The following is a 14,701-nucleotide window of genomic DNA, read 5'->3' as shown; positions in this document are numbered from 1 at the left end:
GGGGCATCAATCAAGCAGAGTGTTGGATTGTTACGGTTAGGGTAATGGTTGGTCTGGTTTTCTTTTATGTCAGTTAAATCCACCCCTCACCCTAACCCTCTCCCCAGAGGGGCGAGGGGACTGATCGATGCGTTTAAAAGAAATTTTTCGACCTGAGATATCAAGTTGAACTCAGGTTTTGAAAGGCTTGAAGATCGGCTCCCTTTCCCCCTCTCCCCTCTGGGGAGAGGGCTGGGGTGAGGGGTGGATTTCGAACACACCTAGTTTTTGTGTTGAAACACCTGTCCTTAGAAAGCGCCACATCAATCATCAATAAGTCCCAAAAAAGGACCGATCAGTCCCTTTTTGGGACTCTTCAACCTTCGCCAGCCAAATGGGGATTTGTGTTTAAAAGTTTGTCCGCAGGAACGGTGTGAGGCTACGCAATCTAGCGTCGCTGCCTACAGCAATGCCGGAACCCGCCGACTGGTGGTTTTTTGCGTTGATCTTTATCGTTTGTGTGTCGCTGCACATCCAGTGACTGGGACTGGAAACCCCAAAAAAAGGGCGCAAAAGCGCCATTCATAACGAATGGGCCAACTCCAATCTGTAAGCGGAAACTCATTATGTCCAAGGTAACGCCCAACTCAGCAGATAACACTGACACCGATCCCCAAGCCTCCCTCGAAGCCGAAAAACTCAAGGAAGCCGCCGACCGCGTCTTTTCCTATTACTTCCCACCCCCTGAAAAACCGGGCAAGCGCCGCAAACATCACCTCTTCAGCGTCTCCCCCGACATCGACACCGAAGCCCTCCTGACCAATGCCTCCGAAGACCTGCTGTCCATCAGCGCCATTGCTGCCGATCTGGCGGACGATGTGGAAGGCTCACGCCGCTCTGTAGCCTTGGCGCTCAGCCGCATGGCGGATGGGGTGCAATTGTTGGTGGAGCGGGCGCTGGATCATCATGAGTCGGCGCAGATGAAGGCTCGGGCCGGGGTTTAGCGCAGAACCCTTGTGGTGAGGGGGCTTGCCCCCGTTGGGTCGCGAAGCGGCCCCAAAATCTGCAACCGAGGTGTATCAGGTACACCGCATGCAATGGTTTTACGACTGCTACGCAGCCGAACGGGGGCAAGCCCCCTCGCCACAGGGATCCGGTCAGACCAGACTTGCATTCACAAGCAGTTCTTCCAGAGCCAACAAATTCGGCACCTTGGCCACCTGCTCCCCCACCTGCACCGCCGCCTGTTCCAGCGAGCACAACGGCACATCCACATAGCTCAACTGACTATCAAGCTTGTAAGACCGCGGAATCCCCTGCACCAGCAAGGCGATGAATTTCAAATCGGGCCGCCCACCAAGGGCATTGAGGATGACGATCCGCGCTCGCTCACCGATAACGATTTTCTGCCCACACGCCGACTCGAAACTCAGCAACGGAATCTGCCGGTTCCGCCACATGACCCGCCCGAGGTACCACGGCGGCGTGTCGAGGTCGAAGGCGCTGGGTTGGTAATCAATAAGCTCCGCCACAGCGACGTTGGGCAAGATCAGGTTGCGGTCAGCCAAGGGCAGCAGCAGGCCGGTGAGGTTGCTGGTGCGGTGCTCAAGCATGGGTTTTGCTCCACAGGTGGATGCTGTCGAGCAGCACCGATTCCTGGTACGGCTTGCCGAGGTAGTCGTTGACGCCGATGGCCATGGCGCGATCGCGGTGTTTCTGCCCGGTGCGGGAGGTGATCATGATGATCGGCAGGTGCTGCAGACGTTCGTCGGCGCGGACCTGGGTCGCGACTTCAAAACCGTCCATGCGCGGCATTTCGATGTCCAGCAGCATCAGGTCAGGCATGTGCTCTTCAAGCAGCAACATGGCGTCGACCCCGTCCTTGGCGGTCAGCACGTTCATGCCGTGGCGTTCCAGCAGACGGCTGGTGACCTTGCGCACGGTCACCGAATCATCGACCACCAGCACCAGCAGCGGTTTATGCGGCTCGACCTCCGCGTCCTGAGTCACTGGCTGTTGCGGCAAACGGGCCTGCATCGCGCGGATCGGCGCCAGCAAATCAAGAATCAGCACCACCCGCCCATCGCCGAGAATTGTCGCCCCGGACAAACCCTGCACCGCTGCAAACTGCGGGCCGAGGCTTTTGACCACGATCTCGCGAGTGCCAGCCATGGAGTCGACTTGCACCGCGATGTGCCGCTCGTTGCACTGCACCAGCAACACCGGCAACGGCAGGCTCTGGCCCAGCAGTTTCGGACGCTGGCTGGTTTTCAGCAGTTCGCCGAGGTAGCACAGTTCATAGTCTTGCCCGGCGTATTTGTAGGTCGGCGGATCGAGCCGGTAATGCCCTTCAAGTTCGTTGGGCAGCACGCGAACGATGCCGTCGATGGTGTTCAGCGGGATCGCGTACTGATCATCAAAGCACTGCACCATCAGCGCCCGGTTGACCGACACGGTAAACGGCAGGCGAATCCGGAAGTGCACGCCCTGCCCCGGCACAGAGTCGATGCTCATGCTGCCGCCGAGCTGCCGGACCTCTTCATGCACCACGTCCATGCCGACGCCGCGTCCGGAAATCTGGGTGATTTTCTCGGCGGTGGAGAACCCCGGTTGCAGGATGAATTGCAACACGTCGCGGTCGCTGATATCGCTGTCCGGGGCCAGCAACCCGCGTTTGATCGCCTTACTCCGCACCGCGTCCAACGGCACACCGGCACCGTCGTCGCGGATGTCGAAAATGATGTCGCCGCCCTCTCGCGACAGGTCGAGGGTGATTCGCCCCTGAGCCGGTTTACCCGCCGCGATACGCACCTCGGCGGATTCCAGGCCATGATCCACGGCGTTGCGCAGCATGTGTTCCAGCGGCGCGGCCATGCGTTCGAGGACGTTGCGGTCCATCTCGCCTTCGGCATTGCCGACGATGAATTCCACGTCCTTGCCCAGTTCGCTGGAGACCTGACGGACGATCCGCTTCAGGCGCGGCAGCATCCGCTCGAACGGCACCATGCGCGTACGCATCAGGCCTTCCTGCAATTCGGTGTTGATGCGGCCCTGTTGTTGCAGCAGGTTTTCCGCGTCCTGATTGCGTCGGTCGAGGGTTTCCTTGAGGTCGAGCAAGTCGGAGGCGGATTCGAACAGCGCGCGCGACAGTTGCTGCAACTGCGAGTGACGGTCCATTTCCAGCGGATCGAATTCTTCGTAGCCCAGGCGTTCGGCGTCGACTTGCTGACGGCTGAGAATCCGCCCCTGAGTTTCGGTGTCGAGCCGGCGCAATTGGTCGCGCATGCGCTCGATGGTGGTTTCCATTTCGCTCAGAGTCACACGTGCATCGTTGACCTGTTGTTCGATCCGCCCACGGAAGATCGAGGTTTCGCCGGCCAGGTTGACCAGATCGTCGAGCAGTTCTGCCGAGACCTTGACCATGTCCGCGCCGACATCGGATTGCAGTGCCGGCGTCTCGATTTTCGGCGTTGCAGGCACCTGGACCGGCGCCGGTGTTTCGGGCGCCACCGGATGACTGAAATTCTTGATCTCATCGATCAGTTGATCGGCGGGCGGCAATGGCTGACCGGCACGGGTCGCGTCGAGCATTTGCGCCAGTCGGTCGTGGCTGCTTTGCAACAAGCCGAACAACGCGGCAGTGGGTTGCAACACGCCAGCGGACAGGCCTTCGTAGAGGAATTCCAGCTCATGGGCGAGGTCGCCGATCGGCGCGATTTCCACCATCCGCGCGCCACCCTTGAGGGTGTGCAAATCACGCAGCAGGGTTTCCACTTCCTGACGATTCGACGGCTCAGCCTGCCAGCGCACCAGCGCCGCGCCGGAGTTTTCGATGATGTCGAAACCTTCCTCGAGGAAGATCTCCAGAAGCTCCGGATCATGACTCGGTGAGTCCTCGGCCCGTGCCGGTTCGACCGTTTCAACAGCGCTGGCGTTGCCCTGACGAAACTCGCGAATGGCCTCGATCATCTCACCCGGATCGCCCAATGGCCGCTGGTTCTGCAACTGTTCAAGCAGCTGCGCGAGCCGGTCATGACTGTGTTGCAGCAAGTGCGCCAAAGCTTCGCTGTAGGCGTAACGGCGGTCCACCAGACCTTCGTAAAGGCTTTCCAGTTCATGGGCCAGCTCACCGACCGGCTCGACCTCGGCCATCCGCGCGCCCCCCTTGAGGGTGTGCAAATCTCGCTGCAACGACAACAACGGCGCAACGTTGTCCGGGTCGCCCAGCCAGCGCTGCAAAGCCTGGCCGGCGCTCTCGAGGATATCCACCGCCTCTTCGAGGAAGATCGAAACGATCTCGTCGTCCAGCTCATGATCCTTTGTGGGAGCGAGCCTGCTCGCGATGGATTCATAGGCGCCGCGTTTATCCTGCGATAATGCGTCATCGTTGACGTCCATCGCGAGCAGGCTCGCTCCCACAGGGGGTAGTGTGTTTTCAAGTTCGGCGGTGGCGTCGCCCAGTTCCCGGATGCTCAATGTGCGGCTGCCATCGCTGCGAATCAGCCCCATTGCCGACGGATCCAGGCCCTCATCGAGCAAGCCGCGCAAGGCCCGAATACGTTCCGGTTGCGGGCTGACTTCCTGGCCGGCGGCCAGTTCGTCGAGCATATTGATCAGCGCTTCATGGGCACTTTGCGCCTCATGGAAAAACGCTTCGCTGACCGCCAGGCTGCTTTCTTCCACCGCGCCGTAGAGGTCGAGCAAGGCTTCGCAGAGTTCATCCACCGGATGCAGATCCGCCAGGTGCGCGCCTTCGCCGAGGGTGGTCAATTCGTCCAGCAGCGCACTGAGTTCCTGACGCTCACCGGGATGTTGCTGCCAGCGCTGCAACAGGCTTTCGGCGTCCAGCAGGATGTCCATGCCTTGGGCGAGGAAGTTGTTGATCAGTTGCGGATCACGCTTGATGCGCAATCTGGTATTCGGTGCACTCAGGAGCGTTTCCAGCCGCTCGGCCAGCAACGCCCGGGTGCGCTCGATCAATGAGCGGGCGCCGGGAATCTCCGCCAGTGGATCAGTCTTGAGCTGTCGCAACCCGAGACGGAACAATCCTTCGGCTTCGAGCAGCAGTTCGACTTCGTCCAGGTCGAGGGCGAGCAGGTGCGCCTTGTACTCCCGGGCCAGATGATCCAGTGGCGTCGCCAGCTCGGCAATCGGCAATACGCCAGCCATGGAGGCGCTGCCCTTGAGGGTGTGCAGCGCCCGCTGCAACTCGTCGCTGGCCTGCAACGGCACGTGCTCGGCGGCTTGATCGAGGAAACGGTTGAGGCTGGCGAGATGGGTCTCGGCTTCCTTGCGGAAGATCTCCAGCAACAGCGGATCGAGGGCTGCCACATCCTGGGTATCTTCATCGCTGGCAGGCGTATCGCCCTTGGCGAGGGCATGGGCGCGAGCAGCCAGTTGGTCGACCTGGTTGCATTGGCGCTGGGCATTGGCGGCAAATTCGGCCACCAGCTTCGGCAGCAGGTCCAGGGCATCGCGGAGCAATTGTTGCACCGCTGCCCCTGGCGCAACGCTGTGCTCCAGCACGCGGTTGAGCAAGTTTTCCACCGCCCAGGCCAGTTCACCCAACACCAACGCGCGGACCATTCGGCCACTGCCTTTCAAGGTGTGGAATGCCCGACGCAATTCACTCAAGGCAGGTTTATCGTTGGGGTTAGCCGTCCAGCGCGGCAGGTATTCCCGGAGGATTTCCAGGACTTCATCGGTCTCTTCGAGGAACACTTCCCGCAGTTCATCGTCCACCGGCTCTTCACCGGTGGGCGGCGGCAACAGGCTTCCGGGGATAGTCAGGGCGGGCGGATTGACGGAGGACACAGGGCTGGCCAATACATCGGCCAGTGACTTGACGGTCTCAGGGTCGTCCAGTTCCTGCAAATCCTGCATGACCTGCGCTTCACTCGGGCTGAGCACATCTTCAAGCACCGGCACCTGCTGCTCGCTGGGGAAAAAGCCAAGTGCGGCCAGGCTTTTTTCCGCGACGTCGAGCAACTGTTCGCCCGGCGCTTCGGGGTCGTCGCTGAGGCGCTCCAGGTAGTACTCGATGCTGGTGATGACGTCGGCCAGGCTGTCCAGTTCCTGCCAGCCGGGGTGATCCGGATCCAGCAGCAGGTGCTCGCGGATGAAGTGGTTGCAGGTTTCGATCAGGCTCGCCGCACGGCTCAACGGAATCATCGCCAGCGCACCGCGCACTTGGGTCAGCAGGGCCGGCAGTGGCTGCAAATGCTGGCGGTCCCAGTCGGCGTCGATGTAGTCGACGATCATGTCCTTGGCCTGTTGCAGGCAGATGCGCGCTTCCTTGATCACAATCTGATGGATCTGGGTCAGGTCGGTGGTCGGCAGGCGGCTTTCTTCCTGGCTTTCCGGCTCGACGGTGCCGACCATGCCGGCCAGCGTCGCTTCGACGTAGAGCAAGGCACCGGCGACGTCCATCAGGATTGCGTCGTTGGGCTCACGCTGGCCCTGGGCGAGGCTCAGCACCACCGCCAGTTGATCGATGATGACCTTGCGCGGCTGGCCGAAACCGAGCACCGCCAGGGTGTCGGCGATTTGCCGCAGGGGCGCCAGCAGGCTTTCGAGGTCCGAGGTGTGTTGGCGGTCGCTGCGCACGAACAGGTCCAGGCGTTCCTTGACCCGCACCAGCTCTTCACACAAAGCGGCCAACACCGAGCGCATGGCATCGCGGTCGGGACCGGCCAGCCGTGCTCGTTCTTCGTCGACCATTGCGCTGTCAGGCAGCGCGTCGTCCAGTCCGTAGCGATCTTTCATGGTCAGCATCTGCCCGGTGGGATGTTCGGTCTTGGCAATGTAGAACAGCAAACTCTTGAGCAACTCTAGCGGCGCCGGCTGATTGATGCCGGGCATGCCCTGTTCGAGCAGGCGCTTCAGTTCTTTGTCGGCCTCCTTGAACAGACTGCGCAACGCCGGGCTGTTGGCAATCGAGCCGTCGCGCATGCCTTCGACCAGCGCCGAGGCGACTTGCCACAATGGGCTCAAGGGCGCGTTGCCGCACAGCCCTTCGAGGCGCGCAAAAACCTTGGTCAGGTAACCGAGATTGGTTTCGCCGTCCTGTTCACGCAGTAACCCGACCAGGGCCATCTGCAACATTTGCCGCAACTTGCGCAGCACGTTCGGTAAATCCGCCGGCTCCAGCAGCGCCAGCGACTCTTCGTCCAGTGGCGGCAGGTCCGGCAATTGCGGGCTGAACAGGCTGGTTTCCGACAACAGGCTTTCGCCACGGGCGCTGCGCAGATCGTTGATCAGTGGCAACACCACCAGCGGCAGGTCGCGGCGCGCACCTTGCACCCGGTCGAGGTAAATCGGCAGCTGCCCAAGGGCTTGCAGCAACAGGTGGAGCGTCTCATCGCGATGACTGACGCGGTTCTGTTGCAAGGCGGTGGTCAGATGTTCCATCTCTTCGGCGAGCAGCGCCGCGCCGTAGAATTCGACCATCTGCAAACTGCCGTGAACCTGATGGATGCACGCCAGGCATTCGCTGAGGGCGTGCGTCGCCTGCGGGTCATCAAGCAACGTTTCAATCGCCTGGTGAGCCACTTTCAGCGTTTCGGCAATCTCGCCTTTGACCCACTCGAGGGCCACATAGTCGTGCCGATCACCCATAACCACTCCAAATCACTGCTCTACTCAAAAAATGCATTCGCTCGCAGGCGTTTCACACTTTATCCGCAGCCTCAGCCTTGGCGGCCGGCAAGGTGAAACCGGACACCGAACGCCGCAGCTGGCTGGCCATTTTCGCCAGGTTGCCAATGCTCTCGGCGGTGGCGGTGGAGCCGGACGAGGTCTGCGTGGTGATCTGCTGGATCACGTTCATCGTCAGGGAAATCTGACCGGCCGAGGACGTCTGTTGCTGGGCGGCGTTGGAAATACTCTGGATCAACGCGGCGAGGGTCTTCGACACACCTTCGATTTCTTCCAGGGCCACTCCGGCATCCTGCGCCAGACGAGCGCCACGCACCACTTCGGTGGTGGTCTGTTCCATGGAAATCACCGCTTCGTTGGTGTCGGTCTGAATCGCCCGCACCAGGGTTTCGATCTGCCGGGTGGCGGCGGACGAGCGCTCGGCCAACCGCTGAACTTCATCGGCGACCACCGCGAAACCGCGCCCGGCGTCACCGGCCATGGAGGCCTGGATCGCCGCGTTGAGCGCAAGGATGTTGGTCTGGTCGGCAATGTCATCGATCAGGCTGACAATGTCGCCGATTTCCTGAGAGGACTCGCCGAGGCGTTTGATGCGCTTGGCGGTGTCTTGAATCTGCTCGCGAATATTGTCCATGCCGTGGATGGTGTTGTGCACCACCTCGTTGCCCTTGTTGGCGATTTCCACCGAACGTTCGGCCACCGCCGATGATTCGGCGGCGTTGGCCGAGACCTGATCGATGGACTGGGCCATGTCGTTGATTGCGGTGGAGGCTTCGGCAATCTGCTGCGCCTGATGCTCAGAAGCCTGCGCCAGGTGCATGGCGGTGGCCTGGGTTTCCTGCACGGCGGCAGCGACCTGGCCGGCGGTGAGGTTGATGGTCGCCACCAGATCGCGCAGTTGGTCCACGGAATAGTTGATCGAGTCGGCGATGGTCCCGGTGAAGTCTTCGGTCACCGAGGCAGTCACGGTCAGGTCGCCGTCCGCCAAGTCTTCGATCTCGTCGAGCAGGCGCATGATTGCGTTCTGGTTACGCTCGTTCTTCTCGGCCGTTTCGCGCAGCTGACGGTTGGTTTCCCGGACCATCACCAGACCAATGAGGATGATCGACATCAGCGCCAACAGGCCCAGCACGTAGCCGCCAATGGTGTCGGTGTTGCGCCCGCCGGCCAGGTTTTCGAAACCGCCGGCCAGGTGCGAGGCTTCCTCGAGCAGGGTCTGCGACAGGGTGAAAATATTGGTCGCCGATTCGCGGACCTTGAACAGCTCCGGCGAGGTTTCGAGGATTTCATCCACCGAACCCGAGACGAATTCGAACAGCTCGGAAATCTCGATCAACCGCGCGCGAGCATCGCGGTCTTCAACCTGGCTGACTTTCAGTGACGGATTGCCCTGGAGCATGCCGTTGAGCACCAGGCCGAATCGCGCCGCATCGCGACCGAAGGCGTCGGCGGCCTGCTGCGAATTTTCATCACCGGACAGCACGGTGTTCACCGCCCCGAGAATCCGCTCAGCCAATAGCGACTGGCGCTGGGCCATGGCCACCTGCGCGGCCGGGGCACCGCGCTGGAGGAGCGTTTCGACGACTTTTTCGTACTCGACCTGCAACTGCGGCACGGTTTCGGCCAGGGTCGCGGCGACTTGATGCAGCGACAGCACGGTCTGTTCGCTGGAGAGGATCGCGTCGGTGTTTTTCAGCAAGCGTTCCCAGTCCAGTTGCACGGCGCGCATTTCCGGGCGCACGGTGGACGGCGCCGGCGGCAGGCCGGTGGCGGGGTCACCTTTCTTCAGATAGCCCCAGCGTTGGGCAAAGTCATTGCGCGCATCGCTCAGCAGCTTGAACGCCGCCGCCTTGCCGGCAGCGGCTTCGGTGGCGTTCTTGGCAATACGCTGGGACAACACGCGCAGCTCACCGGCGTGGCCGATGTACTGTTTGTCGTACGTGGCCTGGGTGTTGAGGTACGCGAAGTTGGCGAACAGCAGCATGATGAAGACGATCAGCGCGATGAACAGCGCGATGATCTGTGACCGGCTGCGCGACCCTTCTGGCTTGCCTGTTTTTGCTTTTATCATCGGTAACCAACACCCTTAAAGATTGCCGAAGAACCTGTGGGAGCGAGCTTGCTCGCGATAGCGGTGTATCAGTCGACATTAATGTTGGCTGTGAGTCCGTCATCGCGAGCAAGCTCGCTCCCACAGGGGGGCCGCGTTTACAGCGCGACGTGCATAAAGCTTTGGGACTGCACCAACGTAAACGGGCTGAACACCTGCCAGGTCTGCTCACGCTGGAACCGGCCTTTGATGAACGGTGCAATCGGGCTGTTCAATGTCTCTACCAGCTCAAGGCTGTCTTGGGCAAAGTGCTGGAGGCCGAAGACTTCATCGACCATCAACCCGGTAAACACGTCGTTATGCTCGACCACCAATACCCGGCGCTGCTTGCGCACGGCTGACAGCTCGTGCCCGAAGAACCCACACAAATCGATGATCGGCAACAGACGCCCGCGCAGGTTGGCCACACCCTTGACCCAGGGCCTGACCCCCGGCAGCTGGGTGAACCGCGGCTCGTGCAGCACCTCGCTGACCTCGCCCATCGGCGCAACGTACCAGTGCTCGCCCAGACGAAAGCCGATGCCGCTCCAACTGTCTTGTCGGGTCGGCTGGGACGGCAAGTCCGCCGCCAGCAGACGACAACGCTGGTCGATCTGCAGCAGCAGTTCGAAAGCCGTCAGCGACTCGGTCATGGCCGGACGATCAACCGGCCAGCACGTTGTTCAGGGTCTTGATCAGGGTTTCTTCGTCGACCGGTTTGGTCAGGTAGTCCTTGGCGCCCTGGCGCGTGCCCCAGACCTTGTCAGTCTCCTGATCCTTGGTGGTAATGATGATCACCGGGATGTGCCCGGTTTCCGGGTCTTTGGTCAGCTGACGGGTCGCCTGGAAACCATTGAGGCCAGGCATGACGATGTCCATCAGAACGGCGTCGGGTTTTTCCTGACGGGCCAGTGCCACGCCGTCGGCGCCGTTTTCGGCTTTCAACACTTCATGACCGTGCTTTTCCAGCATGCCGGTCAGTTTGTACATTTCGGTCGGCGAATCATCGACGATCAGAATACGTGCCATGGTCTTCCCCATTCTTGTCGACGCCGGGCCCGCTGGCCGAGCGTCACTGTGCGTGTCCTACTGCGGCAAAACGGCGGCGAAGCCCGGTACATGGGCCTGGATCGCGTTCAGCAGTTCTTCCTTGCTGAAAGGCTTGGTCAAAAACTGGTCGGAGCCGACGATGCGCCCCTTGGCCTTGTCGAACAGCCCGTCCTTGGACGACAGCATAATCACTGGCGTGGACTTGAACGCACTGTTGTTCTTGATTAAAGCGCAGGTCTGATAACCATCCAGACGCGGCATCATGATGTCGACAAAGATGATGCCGGGGTGATTGTCGGCAATCTTGGCCAGGGCATCGAAACCGTCGATGGCGGTGATCACTTCACATCCCACGTTCTTCAACAGCGTTTCGGCGGTACGGCGAATCGTCTTCGAATCGTCGATCACCATGACCTTCAAGGCGCTGGAATGTTGTTCCATAAATGCTCTGCCGTCGCCTTTGCGAATCAAATTGTCCATTTCCGATAACCGGAGGCTCGAAACCCTTGATGTTTAAGGGCCGGAACGATATCGCAGCCTTTTTAGCACAGTCTCCAAATGCAATCTATCGGGGGACCGGCGCGGTGGTTTTTCCTTGACCGGACACACACTGAGCGCCAATCTGACGCCACTTTTTCGTGTCCAGTCGGACCACCCAAATTCGAGGAAAAACCCATGAGCGTTCGCGTCGGGATTGTCATGGATCCTATTGCCAGCATTTCCTATAAAAAGGATAGCTCGCTGGCCATGCTGTTGGCCGCACAGAAGCGCGGCTGGGAACTGTTCTATATGGAACAGGGCGATTTGTACCAGGCCGAAGGCGAAGCGCGGGCGCGGATGCGTCCGTTGAAAGTCTTCGCCAACCCGGAAAAATGGTTCGAGCTCGAAGCCGAGACCGACGCGCTGCTGAGCGATCTGGACGTGATCCTGATGCGCAAGGATCCGCCGTTCGACATGGAATTCGTCTACTCCACTTACCTGCTGGAGCAAGCCGAACGCGCTGGCGTGCTGGTGGTCAACAAGCCGCAAAGTCTGCGCGACTGCAACGAGAAACTGTTCGCCACGCTGTTCCCGCAGTGCACGCCGCCGACCATCGTCAGCCGTCGCCCGGACGTACTGCGTGAATTCGCCGACCATCACGGCGACGTGATCCTCAAGCCGCTGGACGGCATGGGCGGTTCATCGATCTTCCGTCACACCGCTGGCCACCCGAACCTGTCGGTGATCCTCGAAACCCTGACCCTGCATGGCAAACAACAGATCATGATTCAGGGTTACCTGCCGGCAATCGTCGATGGCGACAAGCGCATCCTGATGATCGACGGCGAGCCGGTGGATTACTGCCTGGCGCGGATTCCGGCCGCTGGCGAAACCCGTGGCAACCTCGCCGCCGGTGGCCGTGGCGAAGCCCGACCGCTGACCGAGAAAGATCGCTGGATCGCCGCACAAGTCGGCCCGACCCTGCGCGAGAAAGGCCTGCTGTTCGTCGGTCTCGACGTGATCGGTGAGCATCTGACCGAAATCAACGTCACCAGCCCGACCTGCATTCGCGAGATCGATAACGCATTCGGCACCGACATTGGTGGCCTGTTGATGGATGCCATCGATCAGAAGCTCAAGGCCCGTTGATATAGAACAGCCAAGAAACGACCAACATTGCGTTATCATCCGCGGCCTGTGAAAAACGCGATGTTGGTTTTTTTGTCATGACGCTCCCGTCCGATCTACCCGCTGAACTCGCCCATCGTGGCGTGCGCCCGGCTGATCGCCTCGGTTTTACCCTGTTTCTCGCGGCGCTGATTCACCTGGCCTTGCTGTTGGGCGTCGGTTTTACGATGGTCGAACCCAAGCAAATCAGCAAAACCCTGGAAATCACCCTCGCCACCTTCAAAAGCGAAAAGAAGCCTGAGAAAGCCGATTTCCTCGCTCAAGAGAATCAGGAAGGCAGCGGCACCCTGGATAAAAAGGCCATTCCCAAGACCACCGAGGTCGCGCCTTTCCAGGACAACAAGGTGCAGAAAGTCACGCCACCGCCGGCGGCCAAGCCTGAAGTGAAGGAAGCCGCACCCAAGGCAGCGGTGACGACCGTCGCGCCCAAGCCGAAAAAGGCCGCGGCCAAAACCGAAGAACCCAAACCCGTCACCAAACCCGCCGTCGCCGCGCCGACGTTCGACAGTGAACAGCTGTCCACCGACATCGCCAGCCTGGAAGCGGAACTGGCCAACGAACAACAGCTGTATGCCAAGCGCCCGCGTATCCACCGCCTGAGCGCCGCGTCGACCATGCGCGACAAGGGCGCCTGGTATAAGGACGAGTGGCGCAAGAAAGTCGAGCGCATCGGCAACCTGAATTACCCCGACGAAGCACGACGCAAGCAGATCTACGGCAATTTGCGCCTGATGGTTTCGATCAACCGCGACGGCTCGCTCTTTGAAGTGCTGGTGCTGGAGTCATCCGGGCAACCGCTGCTGGATCAGGCGGCGCAGCGCATCGTGCGGCTGGCGGCGCCGTTTTCACCGTTTACCGGGGATTTGTCGGACATCGACCGCCTGGAAATCATCCGGACCTGGAAGTTTGCGCGCGGAGACAGACTCTCCAGCAACTGATCACCGCAAATCCCCTGTGGGAGCGAGCCTTTGTGGTGAGGGGGTTTAGCGAAACGTCGCACCGCCCCGTTCGGCTGCGCAGCAGTCGTAAAACCATTGCATGCGGTGTGTCAGACACAACGGGGTTGCAAGCTTGGGGTCGCTTCGCAACCCAACGGGGGTAAACCCCCTCGCCACAAAGGCCCGCTCCCACATTTGGTCTGTGCCGACTGCCAAATTCGGCATCCTCAGCTTGTCAGTTTGTCCCTCCAACGCCACACTAGCGCTCATGAAGAACGTCAGCCCCAGCTACCTCAAGCATCAGTTCCTGATCGCCATGCCTCACATGGTCGACCCGAACTTTGCGCACACCTTGACCTACATCGTCGAGCACACGGCCAATGGTGCCATGGGCCTGGTGGTCAATCGTCCGCAAGACCTCAACCTGGCCGATATCCTCGAGCAATTGCGCCCCGACATCGAACCGCCGATGCTCTGCCAGCATGTGCCGATCTTCATCGGCGGCCCGGTGCAGACCGATCGTGGTTTTGTCCTGCACCCTTCGGGGCAGAGTTATCAGGCCACCGTTGAGCTCGATGAGAAACTGGCCCTGTCGACCTCCCAGGACGTGCTGTTCGCCATCGCCGACGGCGTCGGTCCGGCGAAAAGCCTGATCGCCCTCGGATACGCTGGCTGGGAAGCCGGGCAGCTGGAAGCCGAACTGGCCCAGAACGCCTGGCTGACCTGCCCGTTCGATGCCGAAATTTTGTTCAACACCAGCAGCGAACTGCGCCTGGAAGCAGCGGCCAAGCACCTGGGCGTCAATCTCAGCCTTCTGACCAGTCAGGCGGGACACGCCTGATGGCCCTGCGCCTGATTTTGGGTTTCGACTACGGCACCAAACAGATCGGCGTTGCGGTCGGCCAGGTGATTACCGGCCAGGCCCGCGAGCTGTGCACCTTGAAGGCACAAAACGGTATTCCCGACTGGAATCAGGTCGAAGCCCTGATTAAAGAGTGGAAACCCGATGCGGTGGTGGTTGGCCTGCCCTTGAACATGGACGGCACGCCGAGCGACATGTGCCTGCGCGCCGAGAAATTCGCCCGCCGTCTCAACGGCCGCTACAACCTGCCCTTCTATACCCACGATGAACGCCTGACCACCTTCGAAGCCAAGGGTGAACGGCGTGATCGTGGCGGACAAAAGGGCAGCTACCGTGACAATCCGGTGGACGCCATCGCCGCCGCCCTGCTGCTGCAAGGCTGGCTCGACGAAAACACCGCATTGTTCGAATCCTGAAGAGCCGCAACACGCGTCTCTACTTAGCGACAACCCGAGCCAC

General features: G+C 60.6%; 11 protein-coding genes. 5 read left to right on the top strand and 6 right to left on the bottom strand.

Translation table 11 applies throughout. The features are described from left to right. Positions 1–605: 605 nt before the first annotated feature. The gene (locus tag PMI27_RS11915) at positions 606–983 is read left to right on the top strand and encodes a DUF6124 family protein (protein ID WP_008152589.1); all 378 of its coding nucleotides are present in this window, start codon (positions 606–608) and stop codon (positions 981–983) included. 153 nt (positions 984–1,136) lie between these two features. Here the strand turns inward: PMI27_RS11915 and PMI27_RS11920 are convergent, their stop codons facing one another. The 6 genes from PMI27_RS11920 to pilG form a co-directional block, all read right to left on the bottom strand. Continuing rightward, the gene (locus PMI27_RS11920) at positions 1,137–1,592 is read right to left on the bottom strand and encodes a chemotaxis protein CheW (protein ID WP_008152592.1); all 456 of its coding nucleotides are present in this window, start codon (positions 1,590–1,592) and stop codon (positions 1,137–1,139) included. Continuing rightward, positions 1,585–7,596 carry an Hpt domain-containing protein gene (locus PMI27_RS11925; protein WP_008152594.1) on the bottom strand — a complete coding sequence of 2,004 codons (6,012 nt, stop codon included), beginning with the start codon at positions 7,594–7,596 and terminating at the stop codon, positions 1,585–1,587. Before PMI27_RS11925 ends, PMI27_RS11920 begins: the two co-directional genes overlap by 8 nt. Positions 7,597–7,648: 52 nt before the next feature. Beyond that, complete coding sequence (locus tag PMI27_RS11930; RefSeq protein ID WP_008152596.1) at positions 7,649–9,706, bottom strand: methyl-accepting chemotaxis protein; 2,058 nt, start codon at positions 9,704–9,706, stop codon at positions 7,649–7,651. 137 nt (positions 9,707–9,843) lie between these two features. Further along, on the bottom strand, positions 9,844–10,377 hold the full coding sequence (locus PMI27_RS11935; protein ID WP_008152598.1) for a chemotaxis protein CheW: 534 nt from the start codon (positions 10,375–10,377) through the stop codon (positions 9,844–9,846). Positions 10,378–10,387: 10 nt separating this feature from the next. Next, entirely contained in the window at positions 10,388–10,753 is a 366-nt protein-coding gene (pilH, locus tag PMI27_RS11940; protein ID WP_008068134.1) for a twitching motility response regulator PilH, read from the bottom strand. A gap of 57 nt (positions 10,754–10,810) precedes the next feature. Further along, positions 10,811–11,215, bottom strand: a complete 405-nt coding sequence (gene pilG, locus PMI27_RS11945; RefSeq protein WP_008152601.1) for a twitching motility response regulator PilG — start codon at positions 11,213–11,215, stop codon at positions 10,811–10,813. Between the two features lie 234 nt (positions 11,216–11,449). Between pilG and gshB the strand changes: the two genes are divergently transcribed. From gshB to ruvX, 4 genes are all read left to right on the top strand, one after another. After that, positions 11,450–12,403 carry a glutathione synthase gene (gene gshB, locus PMI27_RS11950; RefSeq protein ID WP_008152603.1) on the top strand — a complete coding sequence of 318 codons (954 nt, stop codon included), beginning with the start codon at positions 11,450–11,452 and terminating at the stop codon, positions 12,401–12,403. Between the two features lie 77 nt (positions 12,404–12,480). Next, positions 12,481–13,380 (top strand): energy transducer TonB, encoded by a 900-nt coding sequence (locus PMI27_RS11955; RefSeq protein ID WP_008152606.1) that lies wholly within the window; start codon positions 12,481–12,483, stop codon positions 13,378–13,380. Positions 13,381–13,648: 268 nt separating this feature from the next. Next, positions 13,649–14,221, top strand: coding sequence for a YqgE/AlgH family protein (locus PMI27_RS11960; RefSeq protein WP_008152608.1), 573 nt, complete (start codon positions 13,649–13,651; stop codon positions 14,219–14,221). Further along, positions 14,221–14,658, top strand: a complete 438-nt coding sequence (gene ruvX / locus PMI27_RS11965) for a Holliday junction resolvase RuvX (protein WP_005792259.1) — start codon at positions 14,221–14,223, stop codon at positions 14,656–14,658. Before PMI27_RS11960 ends, ruvX begins: the two co-directional genes overlap by 1 nt. Positions 14,659–14,701: the final 43 nt, after the last annotated feature.

It is taken from the genome of Pseudomonas sp. GM41(2012) (genome assembly GCF_000282315.2).
Taxonomy (GTDB): domain Bacteria; phylum Pseudomonadota; class Gammaproteobacteria; order Pseudomonadales; family Pseudomonadaceae; genus Aquipseudomonas.
This window is presented reverse-complemented; position numbering and strand designations above follow the sequence as displayed.

Excerpts from the sequence above, each read along its gene's own strand:
- PMI27_RS11920 (WP_008152592.1), bottom strand. The coding sequence starts at position 1,592 with ATGCTTGAGCACCGCACCAGCAACCTCACCGGCCTGCTGCTGCCCTTG.
- PMI27_RS11955 (WP_008152606.1), top strand. The coding sequence starts at position 12,481 with ATGACGCTCCCGTCCGATCTACCCGCTGAACTCGCCCATCGTGGCGTG.
- gshB (WP_008152603.1), top strand. The coding sequence starts at position 11,450 with ATGAGCGTTCGCGTCGGGATTGTCATGGATCCTATTGCCAGCATTTCC.
- PMI27_RS11930 (WP_008152596.1), bottom strand. The coding sequence starts at position 9,706 with ATGATAAAAGCAAAAACAGGCAAGCCAGAAGGGTCGCGCAGCCGGTCA.
- PMI27_RS11960 (WP_008152608.1), top strand. The coding sequence starts at position 13,649 with ATGAAGAACGTCAGCCCCAGCTACCTCAAGCATCAGTTCCTGATCGCC.
- PMI27_RS11925 (WP_008152594.1), bottom strand. The coding sequence starts at position 7,596 with ATGGGTGATCGGCACGACTATGTGGCCCTCGAGTGGGTCAAAGGCGAG.
- PMI27_RS11935 (WP_008152598.1), bottom strand. The coding sequence starts at position 10,377 with ATGACCGAGTCGCTGACGGCTTTCGAACTGCTGCTGCAGATCGACCAG.
- PMI27_RS11915 (WP_008152589.1), top strand. The coding sequence starts at position 606 with ATGTCCAAGGTAACGCCCAACTCAGCAGATAACACTGACACCGATCCC.
- ruvX (WP_005792259.1), top strand. The coding sequence starts at position 14,221 with ATGGCCCTGCGCCTGATTTTGGGTTTCGACTACGGCACCAAACAGATC.
- pilH (WP_008068134.1), bottom strand. The coding sequence starts at position 10,753 with ATGGCACGTATTCTGATCGTCGATGATTCGCCGACCGAAATGTACAAA.
- pilG (WP_008152601.1), bottom strand. The coding sequence starts at position 11,215 with ATGGAACAACATTCCAGCGCCTTGAAGGTCATGGTGATCGACGATTCG.